Origin of the sequence: Streptomyces sp. enrichment culture (assembly GCF_964273145.1) — a bacterium.
Lineage (GTDB): Bacteria > Actinomycetota > Actinomycetes > Streptomycetales > Streptomycetaceae > Streptomyces.
Genome location: NZ_OZ186873.1, coordinates 4,912,431 through 4,939,317, shown reverse-complemented (window position 1 = coordinate 4,939,317; position 26,887 = coordinate 4,912,431). Strand labels below are relative to the sequence as shown.

The following is a 26,887-nucleotide window of genomic DNA, read 5'->3' as shown; positions in this document are numbered from 1 at the left end:
ACACGGGTACCCCGGGAGATTCCCGAACACCCCGTGCCGTGCCGTCCCGAAGATGGTCGCACGGCACGGGACGTCTCGTCACCGCCTTATCGACCTGCTGTTTCCGTCGCGGGCGCCGGGCCGGCGGGTGCCGGCTTCCAGTCCGGGTGACCGGGCATCGGCGGGGTCCTCTCGCCGTACAGCCAGGCGTGGAGGAAGCCGCTCAGGTCGCGTCCGGCGGTCCGGGAGGCGAGCCGGACGAAGTCCGCGGTGGAGGCCGTGCCGTCCCGGTGGCGCGTCACCCAGGACCGCTCCAGGCGCTCGAAGGCCGGGCGGCCGATCTCCTGGCGCAGCGCGTAGAGCACGAGCGCGGAGCCGTCGTAGACGTTGGGCCGGAAGATGCCCGTCTTCCGGCCGGGCCCGGGCGCCTTGGGCGCGGCCGGCGGCCCGCCCGCGGCGCGCCAGCCGTCGGAGGCGCCGTAGGCCGTCCGCATCCGCTCCTGGAGCGACCTGCCCGCCTTCTCCTCCGCGTACAGGGCCTCGTACCAGGTGGCGTGTCCTTCGCTGAGCCACAGGCCGGACCAGGTGCGCGGGCTGACGCTGTTGCCGAACCACTGGTGGGCCAACTCGTGCACCATGATCGACTCGACGTACCACGGGGAGTAGGCGGGTTCGGTGAACAGCCCCGTGCCGAAGAGGGAGAGGGTCTGGGTCTCCAGCGCGAAGCCCAGGGGGGCGTCGGCCATGAGCAGCCCGTACGACTCGAAGGGGTAGCGCCCGATCTTGCTCTCCATCCAGGCGAGCTGCGCCGGGGTCCTGGCCGCCCACGGTTCGAGCGCGGCGCGGTACCGCGTGGGCACGACGTCCCGTACGGGCAGCTTGCGCGGGCCGGTGCGGCGCAGCACCGTGGAGCGGCCGATGGAGACCTGGGCGAGCTCGGTGGCCATGGGGTGCCGGGTCCGGTACGTCCAGGTCGTCGATCCGCCCGCCCGGTCCACTCCGGCGGCCAGGCCGTTGGCGACGGCGGTGTGGCCGTCGGGCGCGGTGACGCGGATGGTGAACAGGGCCTTGTCGGAGGGGTGGTCGTTGCAGGGGAAGACGAGGTGGGCGGCGTCGGCCTGGTTGGCCAGGGCGAGACCGTCCGCGGTGCGCACCCAGCCGCCCTGCCGGTCCTTCGGGGAGGTGGGGACGCTGGTGTGGCGCACGGTGATCCGTGTCCGCCCGCCCTTGGGGAGTGAGGCCCGGGGAGTGATGACGAGGTCCTCGCCGGCGCCGGCGAACGCCGCGGGTCTCCCGTCGACCTCGACCGAGCCGACCGAGCCGTGGGCGAAGTCGAGGTTGATCCGGTCCAGGTCGGCCGTGGTCCGGGCGTCGATGGTGGTGACGGCCCGCAGCGGCTCGTCGTTCCTGCCGGAGTAGGTGAAGGACAGGTCGTACGACACCACGTCGTACCCGGGGTTGCCCAAGTGGGGGAAGAGGCGGTCGCCGACGCCCAGCGGGACCGCGGGGGCGCTCGCGGCGACGAGGCAGACGGAGACGGCGGAGGCGAGCAGCGCCGTGGCCCGGAGTCGGCGGGGTCCTCGCCTGCGCGGGCTTCGCGCGCCGGGGGTGCGGGGGGTGTGCGGCATGCCCCACGGCTATCAGCGGGGGCGCGCGGTACGGCGGCGGCGCGCGCCCGGCGCACCCGAACGGGTTGGGACATGCCGCGCGCCCGGCGCACACCGGCGGGCATGCCGCACGGCGTGGCCTCCCCTTGTTCAGGTGCCCGGCGACTGCGTCCGGCTCACGTCGAACACACCGGCCACGTTGCGCATCGCGCGCATCAGGGCGGGCAGGTGGGCGGCGTCCGGCAGCCGGACGGTGTACGTGTGGCGGACGCGCTGCCGGTCCGGGGGCTCCACGGTGGCGGAGACGATCTCGGCGCCCTCCAGGGCCATGGCCTCCGTCAGGTCCGCCAGGAGATGCGGACGGACGAACGATTCCGCGAGCAGGGTGACCCGGCACTCGGTGGTGTCGCCCCAGCGCACGCCGACCTCCGGGCGTCCCGCGCTCTTCATGCGCGCGACCGCGGGGCACCGCACGCGGTGCACGGTGACCGCTCCCCCGCGGACGGCGAACCCGGTGACCTCGTCGGGCGGCACGGGCGTACAGCAACCGGCCAGCCGGACCACGGCGCCCGGCCGGTCGACGAGGACGTCGGCACCGGGGCGTGCGGCCCTCGCCGCGGCGGGCGCGTCGGCGGGGGCGGGCCGCGGCAGGGCCGCGGCCCTGCCCGCTTCGGGCACCGCTCCGGAGTCGCCGTGGTCCGGGTGTGCCGTCAGCCACCGCTGGATGGCGATGCGGGCGGCGGGCGTGTGCGCGTGCTCCAGCCAGGCGCGGGAGGGCTCGGAGGCCGGGTCCTGCCCCATGAGCAACTGCACGGTGTCGCCGTCTTTGAGGACGGTGCTCAGCGTGGCCAGCCGCCCGTTGACGCGGGCGCCGATGCAGGCGTGCGCGTCCTCGCCGTACTGCGCGTATGCCGCGTCCACGCAGCTCGCGCCCTCGGGCAGGCTCAGCGCGCCGCCGTCGGGTCGGAAGACGGTGATCTCGCGGTCCTGGGCGAGGTCCTCGCGCAGGGTGGACCAGAAGGTGTCGGGGTCGGGTGCGGCTCGCTGCCAGTCGAGGAGGCGGGAGAGCCAGCCGGGGCGGGTGGGGTCGGCGCGCTCGCCGTCGGCCGGGTCGTCGGACGCCGGGGCGTAGGGGTTGCCGAGGGCGACGACCCCGGCCTCGGCGACCTTGTGCATCTGGTGGGTGCGGATGAGGACTTCGACGACCTGGCCGTCCTCGGCGGTGACCGCGGTGTGCAGCGACTGGTACAGGTTGAACTTGGGTACGGCGATGAAGTCCTTGAACTCCGAGACGACGGGCGTCATGCAGGTGTGGAGCTCGCCGAGGACGGCGTAGCAGTCGGCGTCCTCGTTCACCAGCACCAGCAGGCGGCCGAAGTCGGCGCCGCGGAGCGGGCCGCGTTTGCGGGACACGCGGTGCACGGAGACGAAGTGGCGGGGCCGGATGAGGACGTCGGCCGGGATGTCGGCCTCGCGCAGGACGGCGCGGACCGCGTCGGCGGTCACGGCGAGCGGGTCCTCGGCGCGGGCGGCGTTCTCGGCGATCAGTTCGCGCGTGTGCGCGTACTCGGCGGGATGCAGGACCGCGAAGACGAGGTCCTCCAGCTCGGTCTTCAGCGCCTGGACGCCGAGCCGTTCGGCGAGCGGGATGAGGACGTCCCGGGTCACCTTGGCGATGCGTTCCTGTTTCTCCCGGCGCATGACGCCGAGAGTGCGCATGTTGTGCAGCCGGTCGGCGAGTTTGATCGACATCACGCGGACGTCGTTGCCGGTGGCGACGAGCATCTTGCGGAAGGTCTCGGGCTCGGCGGCGGCACCGTAGTCGACCTTCTCCAGCTTGGTGACGCCGTCGACGAGGTAGCGGACCTCCTCGCCGAACTCCTCGCCGACCTGGTCGAGTGTCACCTCCGTGTCCTCGACGGTGTCGTGGAGGAGGGAGGCGGTCAGGGTCGTGGTCTCCGCGCCGAGCTCGGCGAGGATGAGGGTGACGGCGAGCGGGTGGGTGATGTAGGGCTCGCCACTCTTGCGCATCTGGCCGCGGTGCGAGGACTCGGCCAGCAGGTAGGCGCGGCGCAGCGGTTCGAGGTCGGCGTCGGGGTGGTGGGCGCGGTGGGCCTCGGCGACGTGGCCGATGGCGTCGGGCAGCCGGCCGCGGGCGGCGGGGCCGAGGAGCGCGGCGCGGCCCAGGCGGCGCAGGTCGATCCGGGGGCGGGCCCTTTTTCGGGGCGCGGTCGCGGCGCCGGTGACCGCGGGCATCACCGGGCCCGGGGTCGCAGGATTCGTGGCCTCCGCGTTCATGGGCACCTCCGGCTGCGTGAACCGGCGGACGGGGCGCCCCAGGGCGGACACGGCTCAGGGGACGACATCGGTCCCCCGTCCGGGCCGGTGCTTGATGCTATCGAGCCCATCACGTGCGGCCGACCGCCTCTCGCCGAGCGTGAAACGGATCACCCATTCGAGCGATGGGCGGGGGGTTTACGTTTTCGTTCCGCGACCCGGCACCGGGGTGCGGGGGCCGGGCACCCGGTCATCCCCTGCGGCGGACGGCTTCGTCCAGCCACTCGGGGTCGATCTCACCCTCCGCGACGATCACCGCGGGGCCGGTCATCTCGATCTCGCCGTCGGGCCGCTCGGTGATCACGAGGGTGCCGCCCGGCACGTCGACGGTGTACGTCGCGGGGGTCCCGGTGACGGCGGGGTCGGCGCCGTCCCGGCGGGCGGTGGCGACGGCGACGGCGCACGCGCCGGTGCCGCAGGAGCGGGTCTCGCCGGAGCCGCGCTCGTACACGCGCATCGCCACGTGGCCGGGGCCGCGGTCGACGGCGAACTCCACGTTCACCCCGTCCGGGTAGGCGGTGGCCGGCGCGTACGGCGGCGGGGAGGAGAGGTCGCCGGCGTGGCCGAGGTCGGCCACGAAGGCGACCGCGTGCGGGTTGCCCATGTTCACGTTGCGCGCGGGCCAGCTGCGCTCGCCCACGCTCACCGTGACCTCGCCCTCGGGCAGGACCGCCCGGCCCATGCCGACGGTGATGTCCCCGTCCTTGGCGATGTGGACGGTCTTCACTCCCCCGCGCGTGGCGACCGCGAGGTCGCCCTCGGCCGCGTGCCCGGCGCGCTGGAGGTAGCGGGCGAAGACGCGTACGCCGTTGCCGCACATCTCCGCGACCGAGCCGTCGCCGTTGCGGTAGTCCATGAACCATTCGGCCTCGGCCGCCAGGTGGGCGGCCTCGGGGTGCGCGGCGGACCGCACCACGTGCAGCAGCCCGTCACCGCCGATCCCCGCACGGCGGTCGCACAGGGCGGCGACGGCGGCCGGGGACAGGTCGATGGCGTTCTCCGGGTCGGGGACGATCACGAAGTCGTTCTCGGTGCCGTGGCCCTTGAGGAAGGCGATCCGCGTGCTCATTCCTCGATCGTACGGGGTGGGCGCGACAGCCCGGGCACGGACCGGGGGCCGTGCGCGGGCTCAGCCGCGGAGCCGGGCCACCCGCCACACGGCCAGTACGGCGACGGCGGCGACCACCACGACGTACGCGAGGATCACCCGCCAGTCGGGGCGGCGGCCCGAGCCCCGCTGCGGCAGGCCGGGCCAGGTGTAGCCGACTCGGCGAGCGGCCGTCATGCCCCAGCCGGCCGCACAGGAGCAGATCAGCAGGCCCAGCATCGCGATCACGGCCCCGCTGTCGCCGAAGTCGAACGCCAGCGGGAAGGCGAACATCAGGGATCCGAGCGCTCCCAGGCCCACGATGGGCGCGAGCTGCCAGATGCGCAGTTTGCGCTGGGGACGCAGCTCGACCTCGACCTCTTCCCCGCCCGGGTACATCTCATCGGGCTCGGGACCGTCGGCCGTGACGCCGCCCTGCGGCTCCTCGGGGCCGTCGGGGCTCAGACGGGCCGCCCCGGCCTGCTCCGGTCCGCCGCGGTCGGCGGTGACGTGTTCGGTGCTTCGTGCGGTGTCGCGAGGGCCGGCCTCCATCGCCACGCGCCCTCCCAACTCGGACTCCACTTGGTCGATCGAAGCTTGATGATGGCACGGCACCGGAGGCCGCGATGACGGCCGGGGCCTCCCGATGCCATGACGTGATCAGGCTGTAACCGGTCGTTCGACCAACGACAGAGCGAGCCGCGGAAGTTCCACGAGATCCTCCGCGGCCCCACTCAGCCAGTGCACCCGCGGATCCCGCCTGAACCACGAATCCTGACGGCGCGCGAAGCGTTTGGTGGCACGCACGGTCTCGGCCCGGGCCTCCTCCAGCGTGCACTCCCCGGCGAGCGCCGCGAGGACCTGCTGATAGCCGAGCGCTCGCGACGCCGTACGCCCCTCGCGCAGTCCCCGCGCCTCCAGCGCGCGCACCTCGTCGACGAGACCCGCCTCCCACATCCGGTCGACCCGGCGCGCGATGCGGTCGTCCAGCTCGGGGCGGGGGACGTCGACGCCGATCTGCAGGGTGTCGTAGACCGAGTCGTGGCCGGGGAGGTTGGCGGTGAAGGGCTGCCCGGTGATCTCGATCACTTCCAGCGCCCGGACGATGCGGCGGCCGTTGCCGGGCAGGATCGCCCGTGCGGCCTCCGGGTCGACGGCGGCCAAGCGGGCGTGCAGCGCTCCCGGGCCGCGCAGCGCGAGTTCCTCCTCCAACCGGGCCCTGACCTGCGGGTCGGTGCCCGGGAACTCCAGGTTGTCGACGGCCCCGCGGATGTAGAGGCCGGAGCCGCCGACCAGGATCGGCCAGCGCCCGGCGGCGAGCAGCGCGTCGATCCGCTCGCGGGCCAGGCGCTGGTACTCGGCGACGGAGGCGGTGACCGTCACGTCCCAGACGTCCAGCAGGTGGTGCGGGACGCCGCCGCGCTCCTCGGGCGTCAACTTGGCGGTACCGATATCCATCCCCCGGTAGAGCTGCATGGAATCTGCGTTGACGACCTCGCCGCCGAGCCGCTGGGCCAGGAAGACGCCCAGATCGGACTTTCCGGCCGCGGTGGGACCGACGACGGCGATGACGCGGGGGGTGGGGGATGCGCTGCTCACCGCCCCAGTCTCCCAAACCTCCGAGCCCTCTCTCGAACGAGTTACGTGACGACGCGCTCGCGGGGTCGTTGCCTCGTTGCGAGGTTCCCGCCGCCGGATCACCGAGGCGGTGGCCCGGAGAGCGCAAACGGACGCACCGGGCAACGCGGGATTTCGCCCGCACGAGTAATGTATGGAGTTGATATGGGCGTTTTTGCACGGCTTCTCCGGAGGTCGAAGGCTACGGAGGAGGCGCCGGCGGCCGAGGCTCAGGCCGACGCGCCGGCCCCCGCGCAGACGGAGGAGGCGGCGGGGAAGGGAGCCGACGGCGCCGGGGCCGGTCCGGCGGCGCAGCCGGCGGTGACGGAGGCCGCCGGGGACGCCGGTTCCGAAAGCGTCGACATCCCCCAGCAGCAGTCCGCCGGCAAGGCGGCCGACAACGAGGCCGGTGAGGGCGCCCGCACGTAAGCGCCCCGCCGGGAAAGGTGAGCCATGGGTCTGCTGGACAAGGCGAAGGGCAGGGTCGCGGACCTCGCGCAGCAGCACGGGGACAGGATCCAGCACGGTCTCGACAGGGCGGCCAGGGCCGTCGACGAGAGGACCAAGGGCAAGTACAGCGACCGGATCAGGACCGGCACGGGCAAGGCCAGGGGCGCCGTGGACCGCCTCGCGCACAAGGACGGCACCGCGGCGGAAACGGGCGGCGGCACGCCGGACACCACGCCGCCGGACACCACGCCGCCGGGCACCATGCCGCCGCCCGGCCCACCGCCGGTCTCCTGACCGGCGCACCGGCGTCATCGGCGGACGGCCGGGGCACGACAGCCCCGGCCGTCCGCCGTTTCGCGCGCTCGCGGGCCGGACGGCGCCGGGCCCCGCCGCGGCGCCCCGCTACGACCAGGCGGCCACGGCGTACCCCACGCCGTAGGGCGCGTCCTCGTACAGGAGCGCGCCGCCGAGGGACGCACCCTCGGCGGCGCCCGCCAGAACCTGCCAGGGCGCCCGCCCGGACGCCTTCAGCTCGCGGGCGAGCCCCGTGTCCAGCGCGGCGAGGGCAGCCCCGTCCGCGGCCCCCAGCGCGCGCACGACCTCCGCGTCGAAGGGCGCCGCCCGCTCGTCGAGGTAACCGGGCGCCTTGAGGGTGCGGCACGCGCTGGCGTCCCCCATCACCAGCAGCGCCACCCGCCCGGCGCGCGCCGCCACGTCCCGTCCGGCGGCCAGGCACCGTTCGGCCGGGAGCGCGTCCCCGACCGTCAGCGCGTCGATCGGCGCGTCGGACCACCGGGTGCGCCCCAGCAGCCAGGCGGCCACGGCGAGCCCGTACGGCAGTCCGGTCCCGGCCGTCGCTCCCCCGCCGGACGCCGGACGCGCCTCCGGGGCCGCGCCGGGTCCCAGCCGTACGTCCAGGTCCACGCCGAAGCCGCGGAACGTCCCCGGCGTGCCCTCGGGATACGTCCTCACGCCGTCGTGCTCGCCGGGTGCGACGACCACGAGCCGGTCGGGCCGGGCGGCGGCCAGCACGCCCAGCGCGTCCGTGCACGCGGCACGCGCGGCGTCCAGCTCGGGTGCGGCGCCCGCGGCGACCTCGGGCACGAGGAGGGGCGGGCAGGGGCAGACTGCGGCGGCGACAAGCATGATCGGCAGCGTAACGCCGTAAGGCCGCCGGCGGGCAGCGGTACCCGCCCGTCGGGCGCGGCCGGTGCGCCACCCGTCACTCCTCGATCAGCACGTCCGTCAGATCGATCACCGTCAGGACGAGCACCACCAGCTTGCCGTCGCTGATGACGTACTCGACGAACAGGTTCCGCGACAGGGCGATCTCGCGGGTCGACTCGTCGTCGCCGACCGGGTGCGAGAACTTGTGGCGCGGGTCGGCGAGCAGGATGGCCAGTCCCCGCTCCAGCACCTCGCGCCGGTCGGCGGGAAGGCTGTCCCTCACGCGGGCCGCGCGCTCGGTGAACTCCACGCTGTACGGCATGAGGCCTTCCTTCCCGCCGCGCCCGCCGGTCAGTCGCAGCCGCAGCCGCTCGCGGCGACCGGCAGCGGCTCGGGCGCGCCGATCTTCGGCAGGCCCAGCATGACGCCGGCCGGCTCGGCCTTCCGCGCCGCGTTCCGCTTCTCCCAGGCGTCGCCCGCGCGCGTGCGGCGCACGTCCAGCACCGGGCCCTCGGCGAGGAGGTGGTGCGGGGCGGCGTAGGTGACCTCGACGGTGACCACGTCGCCGGGCCGGACCTCCTGCTCGGGCTTGGTGAAGTGCACCAGGCGGTTGTCGGGGGCGCGGCCCGAGAGGCGGTGGGTGGTGTCGTCCTTGCGGCCCTCGCCCTCGGCGACCATCAGCTCCAGGGTGCGGCCGACCTGCTTCTTGTTCTCCTCCCAGGAGATCTCCTCCTGGAGGGCCACCAGCCGCTCGTAGCGCGCCTGGACGACCTCCTTGGGGATCTGGTCCTCCATCTCGGCGGCGGGGGTGCCGGGCCGCTTGGAGTACTGGAAGGTGAACGCCTGCGCGAAGCGGGCCTCGCGCACCACGTGCAGCGTCTGCTCGAAGTCCTCCTCGGTCTCGCCGGGGAAGCCCACGATGATGTCGGTGGTGATCGCGGCGTGCGGGATGGCCTCGCGCACCTTGCGGATGATGTCCAGGTACCGCTCCTGGCGGTAGGAGCGGCGCATCGCCCTCAGGACCGTGTCGGAGCCGGACTGGAGCGGCATGTGCAGCTGCGGCATGACGTTCGGCGTCTCGGCCATCGCGGCGATGACGTCGTCGGTGAAGTCACGCGGGTGCGGGGAGGTGAAGCGGACGCGTTCCAGGCCCTCGATCCTCCCGCAGGCCCGCAGCAGCTTGCCGAAGGCCTCGCGGTCGCCGATGTCGGAACCGTAGGCGTTGACGTTCTGGCCGAGGAGGGTGATCTCGGACACGCCCTCGGCGACCAGGGCCTCGATCTCGGCGAGGATGTCGCCGGGCCTGCGGTCCTTCTCCTTGCCGCGCAGGGCGGGGACGATGCAGAAGGTGCAGGTGTTGTTGCAGCCGACGGAGATGGAGACCCAGGCCGCGTACGCGCTCTCGCGCCGCGTCGGCAGCGTGGAGGGGAAGGCTTCCAGCGACTCGGCGATCTCGACCTGGGCCTCCTCCTGCACGCGGGCGCGCTCCAGCAGCACCGGCAGCTTGCCGATGTTGTGCGTGCCGAAGACCACGTCCACCCAGGGGGCCCGCTTGACGATGGTGTCGCGGTCCTTCTGCGCCAGGCAGCCGCCGACCGCGATCTGCATGCCGGGGCGCCGGGCCTTCTTCGGGGCGAGGTGGCCCAGGTTGCCGTACAGCTTGTTGTCGGCGTTCTCGCGGACCGCGCAGGTGTTGAAGACGACGACGTCCGCGTCGCCGTCGGAGCCCTCGGGGGCGCGGACGTAGCCCGCGTCCTCCAGCAGCCCGGCCAATCGCTCGGAGTCGTGGACGTTCATCTGGCACCCGTAGGTGCGTACCTCGTATGTGCGTGTGCCGCCCACTGACTGGCTCCGGTCGATGCTGCTCATGGGGACAAGGGTAGGCGGTCGGCGGCAGTGGCTCGGGCCGCCCGTGGACAACCGGGCTCAGGGCTCGATCAGGCCGGCGCGGATCGCGTAACGGGTGAGTTCCAGGCGGTCGCGCATGCCGAGCTTCCGGAGGAGGTTCGCACGGTGGCGTTCGACGGTCTTGGCGCTGATGAAGAGCAACTCGCCGATCTCCTTGGAGGTGTGCCCCTCCGCGACGAGCTTGAGGATCTCCTCCTCGCGCTCGGTGACCGGCCGCGCGGGCAGGCCGTCCCCGCGGTCCAGGCGCTCCAGGTAGGAGCGGACGAGAGCACGTTCGGCGCCCGGGTAGATGAACGGTTCGTCGCGGACCGCCGCCCGGCACGCCTCCACCAGGTCGCGGTCGGCGACGGACTTCAGGACGTAGCCGCACGCCCCGGCCTTGAGCGCCTCGAAGAAGTACTGCTCGTTGTCGTACATCGTCAGGATGAGGATGCGCAGGCCGGGCAGGCGGCGGGAGAGTTCGCGGGCGGCCTGGAGGCCGGTCGTGCGGGGCATGGCCACGTCGAGGACGGCCAGGTCCACCTCGGTGGCGCGGGCCGCGGCGACCGCCTCGGCGCCGTCGCCGGCCTCGGCGACGACCGTCAGATCGGGTTCGCCGTCCAGGATGAGGCGCACTCCGCGGCGGACGAGGGTGTGGTCGTCGGCGAGCAGGACGCGTATCGGGGGCCGCGCGGGCATCAGCGGCCTCCGGGGGCGGCCGGTACGGGCGGGTCCGGACGTGCGGCGTCGCCGCCGGCGGCCGGCGGGGGCGGACCGGCGGCGTCCGGGGCGGCCGGTACCCGCAGGCGTATGTCCGTCCCCCGCCCGGGAGCGGGGCCCACGCGGAGCCCGGCTCCGGTCAGCAGGGCGCGTTCGCGCATGCCGCGGATGCCGGCGCCCTCCGTGGCGCCGGCGAGGCCGGTACCGTTGTCGCGGACGAGGAGTTCGACGCCGTCGGGCAGCGGGCGCAGGTGGAGCTCGGCGCGGTCGGCGCGGGAATGGCGGGCGGTGTTGGTCAGGCCCTCCTGGGCCACCCGGTAGATCACGAGTTCGGCCTCCGCGGTGAGCGGGGGCAGGCCGGCGGCGATCCGGTGGCGCACGGTCAGCCCGTCGTGGGTGAACTCGGCCGCGAGCGAGCGCAGGGCGCTGGTCAGGCCGAGTTCCTCCAGGACGCCGGGCCGCAGCCGGCGGGCGATGCGGCGGATCTCGTCCAGACCGGCCCGGGTGGCCTCCTGCGCCTGGGTGACGTCCCCGCGCAGGTCCCCCGGCGCCCGGTCGGCGACCCGTTTGAGCTGGAGGAGGACGGCGGTGAGGGTCTGGCCGACCTCGTCGTGCAGTTCGCGGGCGATGCGGTGGCGCTCGCGTTCCTGCGCCTGCAGCGCGCGGGCGGCGCCGGCGGTCCGCTCGGCCTGGAGCCGGTCCAGCATGGTGTTGTACGTCGCGATCAGCTCGGCCGCCTCGGCGGGTCCGGCGACCGCCGGACGGACTCCGGGGCGCAGCAGGTCCGCGGTGGCCATGGCCCGGCTGAGCCGTTGCAGCGGGGCGAGCCCGATCCGCAGGACGGCGGCGTTGCCCGCCAGCAGCGCGGCGAGGCCCGCGAGCAGGATCAGCGCCTCGCCCGGCAGGACGGGGGTGGACACGGTGACCGGGCCCAGCAGCAGTGCCGTGGCGATGACCAGACCCGCGGCGTTGAGCGAGAAGATCCGCCAGAACAGCGACACGGCCCTCTTCCCGCTCCTTCCGGTCCTCGCGCACGGTTCCACCGCGGCCAGCCTCGCCGCTCCGGCCCGGCGGCGTATATCCGTCACGACACCCATATCGCCACCGTACGCGCGGATGGCAGCATGGCGGCGTCGCGAGCGCGTCACGCACGTGCGGCGTGCGCGGCGAGAACGGCAAGAGGACGAAGGGGAAGAGACGTGTCCGCTCCACGCCTGAGGGCGACGCCGCTGCCGGGCATCGGGATGCAGTACGACCTGATGACCCGGGAGCACCGCCACCTGTCGGTGGTGGCCCACCGCGACGGTGCCCGCACGGTGAGCGTGTACCGGGCCGACGACCCCGACTCCTGTGCCCAGTCCCTGCGGCTGACGGGCGCGGAGGCGGGCGCGCTGATCGACGCGCTCAAGCCGTCCCACCACAGCGCCAGCCTGCTGTACACCACGGACCTGGGGCTGGTCGCCGAGCGGATCGAGGTGTCGGCGGCCTCCCACTGGAACGGGCGGGTGCTGGGCGACACGCGGATGCGGACGGAGACGGGCGCGTCGGTCGTGGCGGTGCTGCGGCGGGCGGAGGCGATCCCCTCGCCGGCGCCGGACTTCCGGCTGGCGGGCGGGGACACGCTCATCGTCATCGGCACGCGCGAGGGTGTCGACGCCGCCGCGACCATACTCGGGCGGGAGTGAGGGAGACGGTGCACTCCGCGGTCCTGCTGATCGAGTTCGGTTCCATCATTCTCGGCCTCGGCCTTCTGGGGCGGTTCGCCGCCCGCTTCCGGCTCTCCCCCATCCCGCTGTACCTGATCGCCGGTCTGGCCTTCGGCGAGGGCGGGCTGCTGCCGCTGGGCGCGAGCGAGGAGTTCGTGGCCACCGGCGCCGAGATCGGCGTCATCCTGCTGCTGCTCATGCTGGGCCTGGAGTACACGGCCGGCGACCTGGTCACCAACCTGAGGTCCCACTACCCGGCGGGGCTGGTCGACGGGGCGCTGAACGCCCTGCCCGGCGCGGCGATGGCGCTGCTGCTCGGCTGGGGCCCGGTCGCCGCGGTCGTCCTGGCCGGGGTGACGTGGATCTCGTCGTCCGGCGTGATCGCGAAGGTCCTCGGCGACCTGGGCCGGGTCGGCAACCGCGAGACGCCCGTGATCCTCAGCGTCCTGGTCCTGGAGGACCTGGCGATGGCGGTGTACCTGCCCATCGTCACGGCCCTGGTGGCCGGGGTCGGGCTGCTGGCCGGAAGCCTGACGCTGGCGATCGCGCTGGGCGCGGCGGGACTGGTGCTGTTCGTGGCGGTGCGCTACGGGCGGGTGATCTCCCGGTTCGTCTCCAGCGACGACCCGGAGAAGCTGCTGCTGGTGGTGCTGGGCCTGACCATCCTGGTCGCGGGCGTGGCGCAGCAGCTGCAGGTGTCGGCGGCGGTGGGGGCGTTCCTGGTGGGCATCGCCCTGTCCGGGGAGGTGGCGGAGGGCGCGCACACGCTGCTGAGTCCGCTGCGGGACCTGTTCGCCGCCGTCTTCTTCGTCTTCTTCGGGCTGCACACCGACCCGGCGAGCATCCCGCCGGTGCTGCTGCCCGCCTTGGCGCTGGCCGTCGTCACCGCCCTGACCAAGATCGCGACCGGGTACTGGGCGGCACGGCGGGCCGGCATCTCCGTCAGGGGCCGCTGGCGCGCGGGCGGCGCGCTGGTGGCGCGCGGCGAGTTCTCCATCGTCATCGCGGGGCTCGCGGTCTCGGCCGGCATCGAGCCGTCGCTGGGCCCGCTGGCGACGGCGTACGTCCTGATCCTGGTCGTCCTCGGCCCGCTCACCGCCCGCTACACCGAGCCCCTGGCCACCCGCCTGACCCGCCGCCGCGCCGCCGCCCGCCGGGACACCGGCACCGAGCTGCCCGCGCCGCGGACGGCGAAAGCGGAAGCGGAAGCGGGGGCGGAGGCACCGGTGGGCGACTGAGGCGGCCCGGCCGGGACGGAGCGGCCCCGGTCAGGCCCCCTGCGGCACCCGTCCCTGGTCGCGGCACGCCCGCCGCGTCCGGGGACCGGGAGTGCTTCCCCTGGAGGACCTCGCCGTCGGCCCGACGGACGGTCCGGCCGTCGGGCCCGAGCCCGGTCCTGCCGGAGCAGTGGGTCTCGGCGATGACCTCGTCGAGGCCGATGCCGTGCACGAGGGCGGTGCCGTGCACGAGAGTGGTGCCGTGCACGAGAGTGGTGCCGTGCACGAGAGTGGTGCCGTGCACGAGAGTGGTGCCGTACGCGAGAGTGGTGCCGTACGCGACGTGGACGACGCCGGCCGGTTCGTGCGCGAGCCGGCCGGGCGGGCCGTGCGCCGAGACCCCGGCCGCTCCCGTGAGCGGTTCCCCCGCCGGGCCGCCGGCCCGGCCGGAACCTCGCCGGGCGTGCTGCGGCGTCCGGCCCGAGGCGAGGTGGAGGGCGCGGACCGGGCCGGCGGGCGAGGAGGAGCCGTTCATCCGCCGGCTCGACGACCGCCCGCGGCGTTCCCGTCCGGCGGCTCCCGGTGGCGGCCCAGTCCACGGCCCCTTTCCCGCTCCGCTGTGTGCCCCGCCCTGTTCAGCGCCGGTGCCGGCTGGCAGGATCGCGCCCATGTCCACGCTGTTGCGCCGTATCGGCGGGCGCCGGGCCCTGCGGGGGGCGGTCGCCGGCGCCGTCGTCCTCGGGCTGCTGCTGTGGTGGCTGCTGCCCCTCGGTGAGGAGCCGCCCCGCGGGACGGTCTCGTTCAGCACCGGCACGCGCGCGGGGGTGTACCAGAAGTACGGCGAGCTGCTGCGCACCGAGTTCGCCAAGGACATGCCGGACCTGAGGGTGCGGCTGCTGACCAGCGCGGGCTCACAGGAGAACGTCGAGCGCGTGGCGACGGGGAAGGCCGACTTCGCGATCGCCGCGGCCGACGCGGTGGAGACGTACAAGATGGCCGGCCGGCCCGGAGCCGACGGGCTGCGCGGGGTGGCGCGCCTGTACGACGACTACGTACAGCTCGTCGTGCCCGCCGACTCGGACATCCGCTCCGTCGCCGACCTGCGGGGCAAGCGGGTGGCCATCGGGCTGCCGCACTCGGGCGTGCGGCTGATCGCCACCCGGCTGCTGCGGGCCGCGGGCATCGACCCCGAGAAGGACATCACGCCCCGGTCGGACGGCATCGACACCGGGCCCGGGCAGCTCGGGAAGCAGGTCGACGCGTTCTTCTGGTCGGGCGGGCTGCCCACGGAGGGCCTGCGGCGGACCGCCGAGAAGGCCGCGTTCCGGTTCGTCCCCATAGAGGAGGACCTCGTCGCCCGGCTGCACGGACGCGGTGGCGCGACCCGCTACTACCGCGCGTCCACCATCCCGGAGTCCGCTTATCTCACGATCCAGAACGCCACCCCCGTACCGACGATGGCCGTGTCCAACCTGCTGATCACCCGCGAGGACACCGATCCGCGGCTCACCGAGTGGCTGACCCGGACCGTGATCGAGAGCCGGGACGGCATCGGCGCGCACGTCCACTCCGCCCAGCTGGTCGACCTGCGCACGGCGATCTACACCGACCCCCTCCCCCTGCACGAGGGCGCCCGGCGCTACTACCGGTCGGTCAAACCGTAGGACGGACCACCGGCCGGGCACGAACCGCGGGCGGCCGGGGCGAGCCGCCCGTCCGCCCGGTCAGCCCGGGGGCGCCGACCTCGGCACCGTCACCGTCACCTTCAGCCCGTGCGGCTCGTGGTGGCCGTACGAGACGGATCCGCCGCCCGCCTCCAGCAGGGCCCGGCAGATGGACAGGCCCAGGCCGGACCCCTTGACGTTCTGGTGCCGTCCGCTGCGCCAGAAGCGGTCGCCGACGCGGGTGAGCTCCTCGTCGGTCAGGCCGGGGCCGGTGTCGGTGACGACGATGGTGGCGGTGGCGCCGTCGGAGGCGACGGTCACCCGCACGGTCCCGTCCCGGGGCGTGAACTTCACCGCGTTGTCGACCACCGCGTCCAGCGCGCTGGACAGCGCCACCGGGTCGGCCCACGCCGTGGTCGCCGGGCACCGGCCCACCAGCCGTACGCCCTTGGCCTCGGCAGTCGGCGCCCAGGCCGCCACCCGCTCGGCGGCCAGGGCGCCGATGTCGGTGAGCCTCAGGTCCGGTTCGGCGTGCTCGGCCAGGGCCAGGCCGAGCAGGTCGTCCAGGACGCGGGCCAGGCGTTTTCCCTCGGCCCGGACGGAGGCGATCTCCTCGTTGCCCTCGGGCAGCTCCAGGGCGAGCAGCTCGATGCGCAGCAGCAGCGCCGCCAGGGGGTTGCGCAGCTGGTGCGAGGCGTCGGCGACGAAGGCGCGCTGCTGCTCCAGCACGTCCTCGACATGGTCCGCCATCTCGTTGAACGACTTGGCCAGCCGCCTGAGTTCCGGCGGCCCCCCGGCGGGCGCCACCCGGGACTTCAGCCGCCCGGTGGCGATGTCGTGGGTGGTGGCGTCGAGGACCCGCACGGGTCTGAGGACCCAGCCGGTCAGCCGCAGCGCGGCGCCGACCGCCAGCAGCATCGCGGCGATCTCGCCCACGCCGACGACCAGCCAGCCGCGCAGGGTGCGCGACCGCATCGGGCCGGTGGGCGAGTCGGTGACCACGACCGCGACGACGTCGCCGTCCCGTACGACCGGCGAGGCGACCACCAGCCGGTCGCGTTCCCAGGGCCACACCTGCGGCGGATCGTGGCTGCGGCGGCTGAGCAGCGCCTCGTCGAAGGCGGAGCGCTCCTCGCCCGCCGGGGGGAGGAACCAGGTCGTCGGCGCGTTGGCCATGGGGACGCGGTTGCGGTGGAAGACGCCCACCCGGATGCCGTAGACGTCGTGGTAGCTGGTGAGTTCGCTCTGCAGGATCGCCAGGCGCTCGTCGGTGACCGCGGGGCCGGGCCCGTAGGGCACGTCGGTGACGAACTGGGCCAGCGCGGCGAAGCGTGCCGCGTCGTCGATGCGGTCGACGACGACCTCCTGCTGCCGGGCCGCGGCCACGCTGACGGCGAGCGGGATGCCGAGCGCCAGCAGCACGGCCGCCATCAGGACGATCAGCAGGGGGAGGAGACGCGCGCGCACCCGGCCTCGCTAGGAGCCCGGGGCGACGAGGCGGTAACCGACGCCGCGTACGGTCTCGATGAGCGCCGGCATGCGGAGCTTGGCGCGCAGGGAGGCGACGTGCACCTCCAGGGTGCGGCCGGTCCCCTCCCAGCTGGTGCGCCAGACCTCGCTGATGATCTGCTCCCGGCGGAACACCACTCCGGGGCGCTGCGCCAGCAGGGCGAGCAGGTCGAACTCCTTGCGGGTGAGCTGGACGGCCGTACCGTCGACGCTGACCCGGCGGGTCGGCAGTTCGATCCGGACGGGGCCGAACGCGAGGGCGCCCTCGCCGCCGGGGGCGGTCTCCTCGTGGACCGTGCGCCGGCTGACGGCGTGGATCCGGGCGAGCAGTTCCCCGGTGTCGTACGGCTTGACCACGTAGTCGTCGGCGCCGAGGTTCAGTCCGTGGATGCGGGAGCGGACGTCGGAACGGGCGGTGACCATGATCACCGGCGTGCCGGTGCGCTTGCGGATCTTGCTGCAGACCTCGTAGCCGTCCTGGTCGGGCAGGCCCAGGTCGAGCAGGACGACACCGAAGCCGCTGCCCTCGGGGACGAGCGCCTGGAGGGCCTCCTCGCCGCTGCGCGCGTGGGTGACCTCGAAACCGTGCCGGACCAGGACCGCGGACAGGGCCGCGGCGACGTGGTTGTCGTCCTCGACGAGCAGCAGTCTCATCCGGGCCCCCTTCGGTTCACCAGCCGTACGCTCGGTCCGTGTAGGAAAACGCGTGCACGCGCGCGCGTGCTTGTGCAGTCACGCCGATGGAGACCGACGGCGTCAAGGGGATTCCGGTTGCGAACCGCCTGAAGTTACCCGGACGATACGCACCCAGGCGACAAGTGCTACGACACGTGTCCGATTGCTATCGGATCGTGATGCTCAGATTCCCCTCAGATGTAATGACGCAGGTCGTGCGGGATCACTAGTGTCCTCCGGAAACCGAGGAGGACGGAGCCTTAGAGCGATGACCGAAGTATCGGTGGCCAAGGAAGACGTGGCCGCGACCGACGAACTGGTCGTCCTGAAGAGCGTCAACAAGCACTTCGGCGCGTTGCACGTGCTCCAGGACATCGATCTGACGATCGCCCGCGGCGAGGTCGTCGTGGTCATCGGGCCCTCCGGGTCCGGCAAGTCCACGCTGTGCCGCACCATCAACCGCCTGGAGACGATCGACTCCGGCACGATCTCGATCGACGGCAAGCCGCTGCCCCAGGAGGGCAAGGCGCTGGCCCGGCTGCGGGCCGACGTCGGCATGGTCTTCCAGTCCTTCAACCTCTTCGCGCACAAGACCGTGCTGGAGAACGTGACCCTGGGCCAGATCAAGGTCCGCAAGGCCGACAAGAAGCAGGCCGAGGAGAAGGCCCGCGCCCTGCTCGACCGGGTCGGTGTGGCCGCCCAGGCGGACAAGTACCCCGCGCAGCTCTCCGGCGGCCAGCAGCAGCGCGTCGCCATAGCGCGGGCGCTGGCGATGGACCCGAAGGTCATGCTCTTCGACGAGCCGACGTCGGCCCTCGACCCGGAGATGATCAACGAGGTGCTGGAGGTCATGCAGCAGCTCGCCCGCGACGGCATGACCATGATCGTCGTCACCCACGAGATGGGCTTCGCCCGTTCGGCCGCCAACCGCGTGGTGTTCATGGCGGACGGCCGGATCGTCGAGGAGGCCACGCCGGACCGGTTCTTCAGCAGTCCGCGCAGCGACCGCGCCAAGGACTTCCTGTCGAAGATCCTGCACCACTGACGCCGCCGTCGGCGACCGCGTCACCCGTCTCCGGCGATCACGTCACCGGCCGCGTCTCGCGCCGGCCGTTCGCGGCGACCGCGCCGCCCGTCCCCGACGGCCCGCGTCCGGTCTCCGTCTGATCACAGCTCTGATCACAGCCAAAGGATGTTCACCATGAAGCTCCGCAAGGTCACCGCCGCCTCGGCCACCGTCCTCGCGCTCGCCCTGACCACCACCGCGTGCGGCGGTGACGGCGGTGGCGACAACGGCTCCTCCGGCGGTGACAAGAAGATCACCATCGGCATCAAGTTCGACCAGCCGGGCCTCGGCCAGAAGACCCCCGACGGCTACGAGGGCTTCGACGTGGACGTCGCCACGTACGTCGCCAAGAAGCTCGGCTACAGCGAGGACCAGATCGAGTGGAAGGAGTCGAAGAGCGCCGACCGCGAGACCATGCTCCAGCGCGGTGACGTCGACTTCATCGCCGCCACCTACTCGATCACCCCGCAGCGCCAGGAGAAGGTCGACTTCGCCGGCCCGTACCTGCTCGCCCACCAGGACGTGCTGATCCGCGCCGACGACGACTCCATCAAGTCGCAGGCGGACCTCAACAACAAGAAGCTGTGCTCGGTGACCGGTTCGACCTCGGCGCAGAACGTCAAGGAGAAGCTGGCGCCCAAGGCCCAGCTGCAGCCGTACCCGACGTACTCGGCCTGCCTGAGCGGCCTGCAGAACGGCGCCATCGACGCGCTGACCACGGACGACTCCATCCTCGCCGGTTACGCCGCCCAGTCCCAGTTCAAGGGCAAGTTCAAGCTCGGCGGCTTCAAGATGACCAACGAGAACTACGGCATCGGCGTCAAGAAGGGCAGCGACCTCAAGGACAAGATCAACAAAGCCCTCGAGGAGATGGTCGCCGACAAGTCCTGGGACAAGGCCGTCCAGGACAACTTCGGGCCGGCGAACTACAAGAACGAGCCCGCGCCGAAGATCGGCGACATCAAGAGCTGAGGCAGCGCCTGACGGGGTGCGCCGCCCTCGGCGAGGGGCGGCGCACCGGGGCGGGCATCCCTACACGCGGAAGCGCGGGAGATCGTGTTCGACTTTCTTGAAGGTTACGACCTGCTGGGAGCCTTCTGGACGACGGTGCAGCTGACTGTGCTCTCCGCCGTCGGCTCCCTGATCTGGGGCACCCTGCTGGCCGCCATGCGCGTCGGCCCGGTGCCGCTGATGCGCGGTTTCGGGACCGCCTACGTGAACATCGTGCGGAACATCCCGCTGACCGTGATCATCCTGTTCACGTCCCTGGGGCTGTACCAGACCCTGGGCGTCCAACTCGGCGCGGACGAGGTCGACACGATCAACTTCCGGCTCGCCGTGCTGGGTCTGGCCCTCTACACCTCGGCCTTCGTCTGCGAGGCGCTGCGGTCCGGCATCAACACCGTGCCCGTCGGGCAGGCCGAGGCGGCCCGCGCCATCGGCCTCAGCTTCAGCCAGGTGCTGGGCCTGGTGGTGCTGCCGCAGGCGTTCCGCTCGTCCGTCGGCCCGCTGGCGAACGTCCTGATCGCCCTGACGAAGAACACCACGGTGGCCGCCGCCATCGGCGTGGCCGAGGCGGCCACGCTGATGAAGGAGATGATCGAGAACGAGGCGGCACTGTTGCTGATCTCCGCCATCTTCGCTTTCGGTTTCGTGTGTCTGACGCTGCCGACCGGTCTGATCCTGGGCTGGGTGGGCAAGAAGGTGGCGGTGAAGCGATGAGCTCCGTTCTCTACGACGCCCAGGGCCCGCGCGCCAAGCGGCGCAACGTCCTGTTCACGGTCGTCTTCCTGGTCGCCCTGGCGGCCCTGCTGTGGTGGGTGTTCCGCACCCTCGACGACAAGGGCCAGCTGGAATGGAACCTGTGGAAGCCGTTCTTCTCCGGCACCGAGGCCTGGTCGACGTACATCTGGCCGGGTCTGGTGAACACCCTGAAGGCCGCGGCGCTGGCCATGGTCATCGCGCTGCCGCTCGGCGCGGTGCTCGGCATCTCCCGGCTGTCGGACCACGCCTGGGTCCGCGTGCCGGCCTCGGTCGTGGTGGAGTTCTTCCGGGCCATCCCCGTGCTGGTCCTGATGATCTTCGGTCTGGCTCTCTTCGCCGAGTACACGGACGTCAGCTCGGACGACCGCCCGCTCTACGCGGTCGTCACCGGCCTCGTGCTCTACAACGCCTCCGTCCTGGCGGAGATCGTCCGGGCCGGCATCCTGGCCCTGCCCAAGGGCCAGTCCGAGGCGGCCCTGGCGATCGGCCTGCGCAAGGGCCAGGTGATGCGGGTCGTCCTGCTGCCGCAGGCGGTCACCGCGATGCTCCCGGCCATCGTCAGCCAGCTCGTGGTGATCGTGAAGGACACCGCCCTGGGCGGTGCCGTCCTCACCTTCTCCGAGCTGCTCTCCGCGGCCAGCACGATGAGCGCCTACTACGGCGCCAACACCATCGCCAGCTTCACGGTGGTGGCGGTGATCTTCATCGCGCTCAACTTCGCCCTCACGTCCTTCGCGAGCTGGCTGGAGCGGCGGCTGCGGCGGGCCAAGAAGTCGACCGGCGCGGTGCTCACGGCGGACGACAACCAGCCGAACGCCGGAACGACCGTGGGCGGCGGCACCCTCTGACACCCGGTCATCCCGCGGGTCCGTCAACGGAGGCAGTGGCATGATCGCCACTGCCTCCGTCGCTTGACGCAAGCTGCGGCAATAGGTTGCATACGTTCTGTGACCGTGCACCCTGCTCCGCCTCTGTGTTCACCTGCGTCCCTCACGACACCACCACGGGCAGGGGGCGCCGCGCCGTGGACCCGGTGATCATCGCCGGAGCGGGGCCCGTCGGGCTCACGCTCGCCCTGGCGCTGGCGCGTCAGGAAGTGCCGTGCGTCGTCCTGGACGAGGGCCCGGGCAAGGACGAGCCGCGTCCCGCGCGCACCGTCGTCCTGCGCGAGGACACCGCCGCCCTCCTGGAGCGGCTGACCGGGCAGCCGCTCGCCGAGGCCGGAGCCCGCTGGGCCGGATGGCGGTCGATGCGGCGCAAGCAGGTGACGCGTGAGGTCCGTTTCGGTGACCACGTCGACCTCGCCGGCCGCGACGGCGCCGACGGCTTCGGCAACGGGCCCGAGGACGAGCGGGACGGTGCCACCGCTCCCGCTCCGCTGCACATCGCCCAGCACGTGCTGACCGGTGCCCTGCGCGCCGCCCTCGCCCGCGAATCGCTCGTCAAGGTGACCGTGGACAGCCGCCTGGACACCGTCGAGCAGGAGTCCTCCGGCGTCACGGCCCACGCCCGCGGCCCCAAGGGCACGTGGTGGCGCGGAAGTTACCTGGTCGGCTGCGACGGTCCCCGCTCCACCGTGCGCAAGCTCCAGGACATCCGCTTCCCCGGCCGTACGGCGGTGGAACGGCACGCCGTGGCCGCGCTGCGCACGGAGCTCCCCTGGCCGGGCGAGGCGCTGCTGCACCGGATGCCGCCGTGGCGCATGTCCGGCCCGCCGGCCGGGGAGGTCACCGCCCGCCCGCTGCCGGACGGGGTGTGGCGCCTGGACTGGCTGCTGCCGCCGGGCAAGGACCTGGTCACGCCGGAGCTGCTGGTCACCCGGATCCGCGAGACGCTGGCCGGCTGGAACGACGGGGCCACCCCGGCGTACGAGCTGCTCGACGCCGGCGTGCACATCGTCCACCACCGTCTGGCCCGCCGCTGGCGCGTCGGTCGGGTCTTCCTCGCCGGGGACGCGGCCCATCTGCTGGGCGCGCTCGGCACGCAGGGTCTCGACGAGGGGCTGCGGGACGCCGGCAACCTCGCCTGGAAGCTGGCCCTGGCCTGGCACCACGGCCCGCACGAGACCCTCCTCGACAGCTACCAGGCGGAACGGCGCGCGGCCGTCGCCGCCCGGCTGCGCGCCGCCGATCAGGCACTGCCGCTGCTGCGCGGCGGCAAAGGGCTGCGGGTCCGCATGCCCGGCACCGCCCGCGGGCACGACGCGCTGCTCACCGACGGCCATCTGGGGCGCGGCGCCCTGGGCGCGCCCGCGACGTACGCCGATTCGCCGCTGGCACCTCCTCGCCTCGACGGGGAGGTGCCCGTGGACACACCGCCGGGTGCGCAGGTCATCGATGTGCGGGTCACGGCGGAGGACGGCACCTTCGTACGGCTGCGGGACCGGCTCGGCCGGGGGGCGCTGCTGGTGGTGCTGATCGCGCCGGGCACGGGCGTGTGGGAACGCAAGCACTGGGTGACCGCCGGCGTCATGCCCCGGCTGGCGGCGGCGGTGACCGCACTGCCGTGCCGCGCCGAGCTGCTGGTCGCCGAGAGCTATCCCGGCGCCGCCGCCCACACGGTGCTGCTGGTACGGCCCGACGGCCACCTGGTCACGGCGCTGAGCGGCGTGCGCCCGGCCGACCTGTACACGGCGGCCGAGGCCGCGGTGGGCGGTGGCGCGGCGAAGACCGCGGCCGGTGCGGGAGCCCCGGCCGGGACGGGTGCGTAAGCCGGTCCGCGCCGAGCCGGGAGCGGCGACGCACCGGGCAGCGGAGGCGGAAGGGGACGGCGACGGCGTCCGCTCGACGGGCTCGTCCCGAAGGGCACCCACCGCCGCCCCCTCCCCGAGGTGACGGTGGGTTGACCGTTCCTCACTGCCGTGGTGTACTCCGGATCATGACCGACACGTGTGTGCGCCTGTGGCGGAGGGTCCATATGGACCTCGTCCGCTATGCGGGCTGCGTGTGTCGCTCCTCCTGCTGAATTCGCCTCCCCCTTCGCGCGCCGCTTGTGCGCATGCGCGCTTCCCCGGGCCTCCCCTCCTTCGCCCGTCCGCGCTTCCACGCCGCCGCGCGTCTCCCGCGAACTCCCACCAGGACGGTAACCCGTGTCCGCGACCCCTTCCGCGTCCGCCGTCGTCGCCCCTCCCACGCAAGCCGATCTCCTCGGCTTCGTCCGGCGCGCCGCCGGCGATCCCGAACTGATCGCCTCCCTCCCCCTCGACCCGCACGGCCGCACCTGGGTACGGCTCGACGGGCCCGGCGGCAGCGAGGCGTGGCTGATCGGCTGGCCGCCCGGCGCGGGTACCGGCTGGCACGACCACGCCGACTCCCTGGGCGCCTTCGTCACCGCCTCCGGCGAGCTCGTGGAGCACTCGCTCGCCGCCCGGTTGCCCACCGAGGGCTGGACGGCGCTGGAGCTCACCGCCGGTGTCGACCGGGAACGCCGGCTGACGGCCGGGCAGGGGCGGGCCTTCGGACGGCACCACGTCCACGAGGTGCTCAACGACTCCCCCGGCCGGCACGCCGTCTCCGTCCACGCCTACTACCCGCCGCTGCCCCGCATCCGCCGCTACAGCCGCACCGGTCCGGTACTGCGCCTGGAGCAGGTCGAGCACCCTGAGGACTGGCAGTGAGCGGCGGCACGACGGGCCGGCCGGCGGCCGGGGCGAGCGGACCGCCCACCGGGATCGACGCGCTGCTGGAACGCGTGCGCCAAAGCTACGAACGGATCGGGCCCCGGGAGGCGTACGAGGCGTCCCGGACCGGTGCGGCACTGCTGGTCGACATCCGGTACGCGGCCCTGCGCGAACGGGACGGCCTGCTCCCCGGAGCCGTCGTCGTCGAACGCAACGAACTGGAGTGGCGCCTCGATCCGCTGGGCGGCCACCGCCTCCCGCAGGCCACCAGTCACGACCTGCACATCGTGGTCGTCTGCGACGAGGGCTACGCCTCCAGCCTGGCGGCGGAGTCCCTGCACCGCCTGGGACTGCACCGGGCGACGGACCTGACCGGAGGGTTCCGGGCGTGGCGGGCGGCGGGGCTGCCGGTACTGGCACCGTAGGGGCCAGGGGGACAGGGGCGCGGCCGGCTGTCAGGGCTCGCGCGCGTCCCGGCGGAACGCTCGTCTCAGTACACCTCGTCGCCGAGGAAGTCCGTGTCCTCGCCCTCCTCCTCCAGCGCCTGCCGCACGATCCTGAGGGCCATGCCCTCGGGATAGCCCTTGCGGGCCAGCATGCCGGCGAGACGGCGGAGTCGTTTGTCGCGGTCGAGGCCCCGGGTGGAGCGCAGTTTGCGGTCGACGAGTTCCCGCGCGGTGGCCTCCTCCTGCTCGGAGTCGAGCTGGGAGACGGCCGCGTCGATGAGGGTGGGATCGACGCCCTTGGTCCGCAGTTCCCGGGCCAGAGCCCGCCGGCCCAGGCCGCGGCCGTGGTGCCGGGACTCCACCCAGGCGTCCGCGAAGGCGCTGTCGTCGATCAGTCCGACCTCCTCGAACCGGGACAGCACCTCCTCCGCGGCGTCGTCCGGGATCTGCCGCTTGCGCAGGGCGTCGGCGAGCTGCTTCCGCGTGCGCGGGGTCCCGGTGAGCAGGCGCAGGCAGATTGCCCGTGCCCGCTCGACCGGATCCCCTGGAGGTCCCCCCTTCTCGGCCCTCGACGAGGCGGGGGCACCTCCGTCCTGGGTGAACGGCTCCCCGTCGCCCCGTCGGCGACGCCCTCGAGAGGCGCCACCCGCGCCACGGGCCCGGCCACCGCCGCGACGCGTTCCTCCCTCACCGGGCGAACCGTCGTCGTACACGGCGTTGCCGTCCGGGTCCGCGGCCGAACCCGCCTCGCCGTCGTACCAGCCGTTCGCGCACGCGTGCGCGTCCGCCCGGCCCGGGGCCCCCTCCTCCCCGTACGCGCGGTCACCGGCCCCGGCGAAGTCCCCGCCGCGTCCGTCGCCGCCCGCCCCGGCAAACCTCCCGTCCGCTCTCCCCGGCTCACGCGTGACCGCGTCCAGGGAGGCGTGCTCGGCCCAGTCGGTCCGTCGTGTCACGGGTCAGCTCTTGGCCGCCGCGGCCTTGGGCTTGGCGGCCTTGGCGGTCGTCGGTGCGGGCACCGTCGCGGCGTCGGCCGGGGCGGTGGACACCGCCGCGTCCGCGCCCGGCTCGGCGGCCGGCTCCTCGGGGCGCACGCCCACGCCCAGCTTCTCCTTGATCTTCTTCTCGATCTCGTTGGCCAGGTCGGGGTTGTCCTTGAGGAAGTTGCGAGCGTTCTCCTTGCCCTGGCCGAGCTGGTCGCCCTCGTACGTGTACCAGGCACCGGCCTTGCGGACGAAGCCGTGCTCCACGCCCATGTCGATCAGGCCGCCCTCGCGGCTGATGCCCTGGCCGTAGAGGATGTCGAACTCGGCCTGCTTGAAGGGCGGCGCGACCTTGTTCTTGACGACCTTGCAGCGGGTGCGGTTGCCGACCGCCTCCGTGCCGTCCTTCAGCGTCTCGATGCGGCGGATGTCGATGCGCACCGAGGCGTAGAACTTCAGCGCCCGGCCGCCGGTGGTGGTCTCCGGAGAGCCGAACATCACGCCGATCTTCTCGCGGAGCTGGTTGATGAAGATGGCGGTGGTCTTGGACTGGTTGAGCGCGCTGGTGATCTTCCGCAGTGCCTGGCTCATCAGGCGTGCCTGGAGACCGACGTGGCTGTCTCCCATCTCGCCCTCGATCTCCGCACGCGGGACGAGCGCGGCGACGGAGTCGATGACGATGAGGTCGAGGGCGCCGGAGCGGACCAGCATGTCCACGATCTCCAGGGCCTGCTCACCGTTGTCGGGCTGGGAGAGGATGAGGTTGTCGATGTCGACGCCGAGCTTGCGCGCGTACTCGGGGTCGAGGGCGTGCTCCGCGTCCACGAAGGCGACCTGGCCACCGGCCTTCTGCGCGTTGGCGACGGCGTGCAGGGTCAGCGTGGTCTTGCCGGAGGACTCCGGTCCGTAGATCTCCACCACTCGGCCGCGGGGCAGACCGCCCACGCCGAGGGCCACGTCGAGCGCGGTCGACCCGGTCGGGATGACCTCGATGGGCTCCTTCGACCGCTCGCCCATGCGCATGACCGCGCCCTTGCCGAATTGCCGTTCAATCTGCGCGAGGGCGGCGTCCAGAGCCTTCTCGCGGTCGGTTCCTGCCATGGGTTCCACCCGGTTTGCTTGAGTCGATCGCTTCACGTCAAAGACGCTAACGCCTGCCACTGACAATGCGCCTCGACGCGGGCCGGGCCTGTGGACAACTCGGGTACCTATCGACCGAAATTCGGACGAAACCCCCGCTTTTGAGCCCGACCACAGCCTCCATGAGAATGGATGTTCGATTTTTGTGTCAAGCGCCCCACGCGGCCCCCGGGACCCGCGACCGCGCTCCGGGACGGCCGGTCCCCGAACCACCACACCGTTCCCGCCCGCCTGCCCAGGCGGGCGGGTA

General features: G+C 73.1%; 27 protein-coding genes. 13 read left to right on the top strand and 14 right to left on the bottom strand.

What is annotated here, in order from left to right; all coding sequences use genetic code 11:
* Positions 1-86 precede the first annotated feature (86 nt).
* From ACSU6Z_RS22300 to miaA, 5 genes are all read right to left on the bottom strand, one after another.
* A complete protein-coding gene (locus tag ACSU6Z_RS22300; protein WP_437048111.1) occupies positions 87-1,607 on the bottom strand; it encodes a M1 family metallopeptidase in 1,521 nt (506 codons plus the stop codon).
* Between the two features lie 129 nt (positions 1,608-1,736).
* Entirely contained in the window at positions 1,737-3,884 is a 2,148-nt protein-coding gene (locus ACSU6Z_RS22295; protein WP_437048109.1) for a RelA/SpoT family protein, read from the bottom strand.
* 229 nt (positions 3,885-4,113) lie between these two features.
* Positions 4,114-4,992 (bottom strand): diaminopimelate epimerase, encoded by an 879-nt coding sequence (gene dapF / locus ACSU6Z_RS22290; protein ID WP_437048108.1) that lies wholly within the window; start codon positions 4,990-4,992, stop codon positions 4,114-4,116.
* Positions 4,993-5,052: 60 nt separating this feature from the next.
* Positions 5,053-5,562, bottom strand: coding sequence for a hypothetical protein (locus ACSU6Z_RS22285; protein WP_437050426.1), 510 nt, complete (start codon positions 5,560-5,562; stop codon positions 5,053-5,055).
* 108 nt (positions 5,563-5,670) lie between these two features.
* Complete coding sequence (miaA, locus tag ACSU6Z_RS22280; protein ID WP_437048107.1) at positions 5,671-6,609, bottom strand: tRNA (adenosine(37)-N6)-dimethylallyltransferase MiaA; 939 nt, start codon at positions 6,607-6,609, stop codon at positions 5,671-5,673.
* A 183-nt stretch (positions 6,610-6,792) separates the two neighbouring features.
* Between miaA and ACSU6Z_RS22275 the strand changes: the two genes are divergently transcribed.
* A complete protein-coding gene (locus ACSU6Z_RS22275) occupies positions 6,793-7,056 on the top strand; it encodes a hypothetical protein (protein ID WP_437048105.1) in 264 nt (87 codons plus the stop codon).
* A gap of 24 nt (positions 7,057-7,080) precedes the next feature.
* Entirely contained in the window at positions 7,081-7,371 is a 291-nt protein-coding gene (locus ACSU6Z_RS22270; protein WP_437048103.1) for an antitoxin, read from the top strand.
* A 108-nt stretch (positions 7,372-7,479) separates the two neighbouring features.
* Here ACSU6Z_RS22270 and ACSU6Z_RS22265 read toward each other — a convergent pair whose 3' ends face one another.
* The 5 genes from ACSU6Z_RS22265 to ACSU6Z_RS22245 form a co-directional block, all read right to left on the bottom strand.
* Complete coding sequence (locus tag ACSU6Z_RS22265) at positions 7,480-8,223, bottom strand: class III extradiol dioxygenase subunit B-like domain-containing protein (protein ID WP_437048102.1); 744 nt, start codon at positions 8,221-8,223, stop codon at positions 7,480-7,482.
* Between the two features lie 76 nt (positions 8,224-8,299).
* Positions 8,300-8,566: a type II toxin-antitoxin system RelE family toxin gene (locus tag ACSU6Z_RS22260; RefSeq protein WP_358783751.1), complete on the bottom strand. Its 267-nt coding sequence runs from the start codon at positions 8,564-8,566 to the stop codon at positions 8,300-8,302.
* 29 nt (positions 8,567-8,595) lie between these two features.
* Positions 8,596-10,113 (bottom strand): tRNA (N6-isopentenyl adenosine(37)-C2)-methylthiotransferase MiaB, encoded by a 1,518-nt coding sequence (miaB, locus tag ACSU6Z_RS22255; RefSeq protein WP_437048100.1) that lies wholly within the window; start codon positions 10,111-10,113, stop codon positions 8,596-8,598.
* Positions 10,114-10,170: 57 nt separating this feature from the next.
* Positions 10,171-10,830 carry a response regulator gene (locus tag ACSU6Z_RS22250; protein WP_437048098.1) on the bottom strand — a complete coding sequence of 220 codons (660 nt, stop codon included), beginning with the start codon at positions 10,828-10,830 and terminating at the stop codon, positions 10,171-10,173.
* Positions 10,830-11,948 (bottom strand): sensor histidine kinase, encoded by a 1,119-nt coding sequence (locus ACSU6Z_RS22245; protein ID WP_437048097.1) that lies wholly within the window; start codon positions 11,946-11,948, stop codon positions 10,830-10,832. The genes ACSU6Z_RS22250 and ACSU6Z_RS22245 overlap by 1 nt, the downstream gene beginning before the upstream one ends.
* Before the next feature lie 102 nt (positions 11,949-12,050).
* Between ACSU6Z_RS22245 and ACSU6Z_RS22240 the strand changes: the two genes are divergently transcribed.
* The 3 genes from ACSU6Z_RS22240 to ACSU6Z_RS22230 all read left to right on the top strand — a co-directional run bounded on the left by ACSU6Z_RS22240 (position 12,051) and on the right by ACSU6Z_RS22230 (position 15,438).
* Entirely contained in the window at positions 12,051-12,536 is a 486-nt protein-coding gene (locus ACSU6Z_RS22240; protein WP_437048095.1) for a cation:proton antiporter regulatory subunit, read from the top strand.
* A gap of 8 nt (positions 12,537-12,544) precedes the next feature.
* Complete coding sequence (locus ACSU6Z_RS22235; protein ID WP_437050425.1) at positions 12,545-13,795, top strand: cation:proton antiporter; 1,251 nt, start codon at positions 12,545-12,547, stop codon at positions 13,793-13,795.
* Positions 13,796-14,442: 647 nt separating this feature from the next.
* A complete protein-coding gene (locus ACSU6Z_RS22230) occupies positions 14,443-15,438 on the top strand; it encodes a TAXI family TRAP transporter solute-binding subunit (protein WP_437048093.1) in 996 nt (331 codons plus the stop codon).
* Positions 15,439-15,498: 60 nt separating this feature from the next.
* Here the strand turns inward: ACSU6Z_RS22230 and ACSU6Z_RS22225 are convergent, their stop codons facing one another.
* A complete protein-coding gene (locus tag ACSU6Z_RS22225; RefSeq protein WP_437048091.1) occupies positions 15,499-16,905 on the bottom strand; it encodes a sensor histidine kinase in 1,407 nt (468 codons plus the stop codon).
* 9 nt (positions 16,906-16,914) lie between these two features.
* The gene (locus tag ACSU6Z_RS22220; protein ID WP_437048089.1) at positions 16,915-17,601 is read right to left on the bottom strand and encodes a response regulator transcription factor; all 687 of its coding nucleotides are present in this window, start codon (positions 17,599-17,601) and stop codon (positions 16,915-16,917) included.
* 289 nt (positions 17,602-17,890) lie between these two features.
* Between ACSU6Z_RS22220 and ACSU6Z_RS22215 the strand changes: the two genes are divergently transcribed.
* The 8 genes from ACSU6Z_RS22215 (at position 17,891) to ACSU6Z_RS22180 (ending at position 24,496) form a co-directional block, all read left to right on the top strand.
* Complete coding sequence (locus ACSU6Z_RS22215) at positions 17,891-18,667, top strand: amino acid ABC transporter ATP-binding protein (RefSeq protein ID WP_437048087.1); 777 nt, start codon at positions 17,891-17,893, stop codon at positions 18,665-18,667.
* 156 nt (positions 18,668-18,823) lie between these two features.
* The gene (locus tag ACSU6Z_RS22210) at positions 18,824-19,660 is read left to right on the top strand and encodes a glutamate ABC transporter substrate-binding protein (RefSeq protein ID WP_437048085.1); all 837 of its coding nucleotides are present in this window, start codon (positions 18,824-18,826) and stop codon (positions 19,658-19,660) included.
* A gap of 84 nt (positions 19,661-19,744) precedes the next feature.
* Positions 19,745-20,410: an amino acid ABC transporter permease gene (locus ACSU6Z_RS22205; RefSeq protein WP_437048083.1), complete on the top strand. Its 666-nt coding sequence runs from the start codon at positions 19,745-19,747 to the stop codon at positions 20,408-20,410.
* Positions 20,407-21,300: an amino acid ABC transporter permease gene (locus ACSU6Z_RS22200; protein ID WP_437048081.1), complete on the top strand. Its 894-nt coding sequence runs from the start codon at positions 20,407-20,409 to the stop codon at positions 21,298-21,300. Before ACSU6Z_RS22205 ends, ACSU6Z_RS22200 begins: the two co-directional genes overlap by 4 nt.
* 176 nt (positions 21,301-21,476) lie before the next feature.
* Positions 21,477-23,162, top strand: a complete 1,686-nt coding sequence (locus ACSU6Z_RS22195; RefSeq protein WP_437048079.1) for an FAD-dependent monooxygenase — start codon at positions 21,477-21,479, stop codon at positions 23,160-23,162.
* Positions 23,163-23,329: 167 nt separating this feature from the next.
* Positions 23,330-23,416, top strand: a complete 87-nt coding sequence (locus ACSU6Z_RS22190) for a putative leader peptide (RefSeq protein WP_349605281.1) — start codon at positions 23,330-23,332, stop codon at positions 23,414-23,416.
* Between the two features lie 124 nt (positions 23,417-23,540).
* On the top strand, positions 23,541-24,068 hold the full coding sequence (locus tag ACSU6Z_RS22185) for a cysteine dioxygenase (RefSeq protein WP_437048077.1): 528 nt from the start codon (positions 23,541-23,543) through the stop codon (positions 24,066-24,068).
* A complete protein-coding gene (locus ACSU6Z_RS22180; RefSeq protein ID WP_437048076.1) occupies positions 24,065-24,496 on the top strand; it encodes a rhodanese-like domain-containing protein in 432 nt (143 codons plus the stop codon). Before ACSU6Z_RS22185 ends, ACSU6Z_RS22180 begins: the two co-directional genes overlap by 4 nt.
* Before the next feature lie 65 nt (positions 24,497-24,561).
* On the opposite strand, the gene recX is transcribed toward ACSU6Z_RS22180, so the two are convergent.
* Together recX and recA are read right to left on the bottom strand one after the other, a co-directional pair.
* Positions 24,562-25,470 (bottom strand): recombination regulator RecX, encoded by a 909-nt coding sequence (recX, locus tag ACSU6Z_RS22175; protein WP_437048074.1) that lies wholly within the window; start codon positions 25,468-25,470, stop codon positions 24,562-24,564.
* 3 nt (positions 25,471-25,473) lie between these two features.
* Entirely contained in the window at positions 25,474-26,598 is a 1,125-nt protein-coding gene (gene recA / locus ACSU6Z_RS22170) for a recombinase RecA (RefSeq protein ID WP_437015594.1), read from the bottom strand.
* Between the last annotated feature and the right edge of the window lie 289 nt (positions 26,599-26,887).

What these genes read in the sequence shown, in the direction of transcription:
- ACSU6Z_RS22275 (WP_437048105.1), top strand. Translation starts at nt 6,793, where the DNA reads ATGGGCGTTTTTGCACGGCTTCTCCGGAGGTCGAAGGCTACGGAGGAG.
- recA (WP_437015594.1), bottom strand. Translation starts at nt 26,598, where the DNA reads ATGGCAGGAACCGACCGCGAGAAGGCTCTGGACGCCGCCCTCGCGCAG.
- ACSU6Z_RS22200 (WP_437048081.1), top strand. Translation starts at nt 20,407, where the DNA reads ATGAGCTCCGTTCTCTACGACGCCCAGGGCCCGCGCGCCAAGCGGCGC.
- dapF (WP_437048108.1), bottom strand. Translation starts at nt 4,992, where the DNA reads ATGAGCACGCGGATCGCCTTCCTCAAGGGCCACGGCACCGAGAACGAC.
- ACSU6Z_RS22295 (WP_437048109.1), bottom strand. Translation starts at nt 3,884, where the DNA reads ATGAACGCGGAGGCCACGAATCCTGCGACCCCGGGCCCGGTGATGCCC.
- ACSU6Z_RS22230 (WP_437048093.1), top strand. Translation starts at nt 14,443, where the DNA reads ATGTCCACGCTGTTGCGCCGTATCGGCGGGCGCCGGGCCCTGCGGGGG.
- ACSU6Z_RS22250 (WP_437048098.1), bottom strand. Translation starts at nt 10,830, where the DNA reads ATGCCCGCGCGGCCCCCGATACGCGTCCTGCTCGCCGACGACCACACC.
- ACSU6Z_RS22265 (WP_437048102.1), bottom strand. Translation starts at nt 8,223, where the DNA reads ATGCTTGTCGCCGCCGCAGTCTGCCCCTGCCCGCCCCTCCTCGTGCCC.
- ACSU6Z_RS22215 (WP_437048087.1), top strand. Translation starts at nt 17,891, where the DNA reads ATGACCGAAGTATCGGTGGCCAAGGAAGACGTGGCCGCGACCGACGAA.
- ACSU6Z_RS22220 (WP_437048089.1), bottom strand. Translation starts at nt 17,601, where the DNA reads ATGAGACTGCTGCTCGTCGAGGACGACAACCACGTCGCCGCGGCCCTG.
- ACSU6Z_RS22245 (WP_437048097.1), bottom strand. Translation starts at nt 11,948, where the DNA reads ATGGGTGTCGTGACGGATATACGCCGCCGGGCCGGAGCGGCGAGGCTG.
- ACSU6Z_RS22285 (WP_437050426.1), bottom strand. Translation starts at nt 5,562, where the DNA reads ATGGAGGCCGGCCCTCGCGACACCGCACGAAGCACCGAACACGTCACC.
- ACSU6Z_RS22260 (WP_358783751.1), bottom strand. Translation starts at nt 8,566, where the DNA reads ATGCCGTACAGCGTGGAGTTCACCGAGCGCGCGGCCCGCGTGAGGGAC.
- ACSU6Z_RS22210 (WP_437048085.1), top strand. Translation starts at nt 18,824, where the DNA reads ATGAAGCTCCGCAAGGTCACCGCCGCCTCGGCCACCGTCCTCGCGCTC.
- ACSU6Z_RS22300 (WP_437048111.1), bottom strand. Translation starts at nt 1,607, where the DNA reads ATGCCGCACACCCCCCGCACCCCCGGCGCGCGAAGCCCGCGCAGGCGA.
- miaB (WP_437048100.1), bottom strand. Translation starts at nt 10,113, where the DNA reads ATGAGCAGCATCGACCGGAGCCAGTCAGTGGGCGGCACACGCACATAC.
- ACSU6Z_RS22270 (WP_437048103.1), top strand. Translation starts at nt 7,081, where the DNA reads ATGGGTCTGCTGGACAAGGCGAAGGGCAGGGTCGCGGACCTCGCGCAG.
- ACSU6Z_RS22190 (WP_349605281.1), top strand. Translation starts at nt 23,330, where the DNA reads ATGACCGACACGTGTGTGCGCCTGTGGCGGAGGGTCCATATGGACCTC.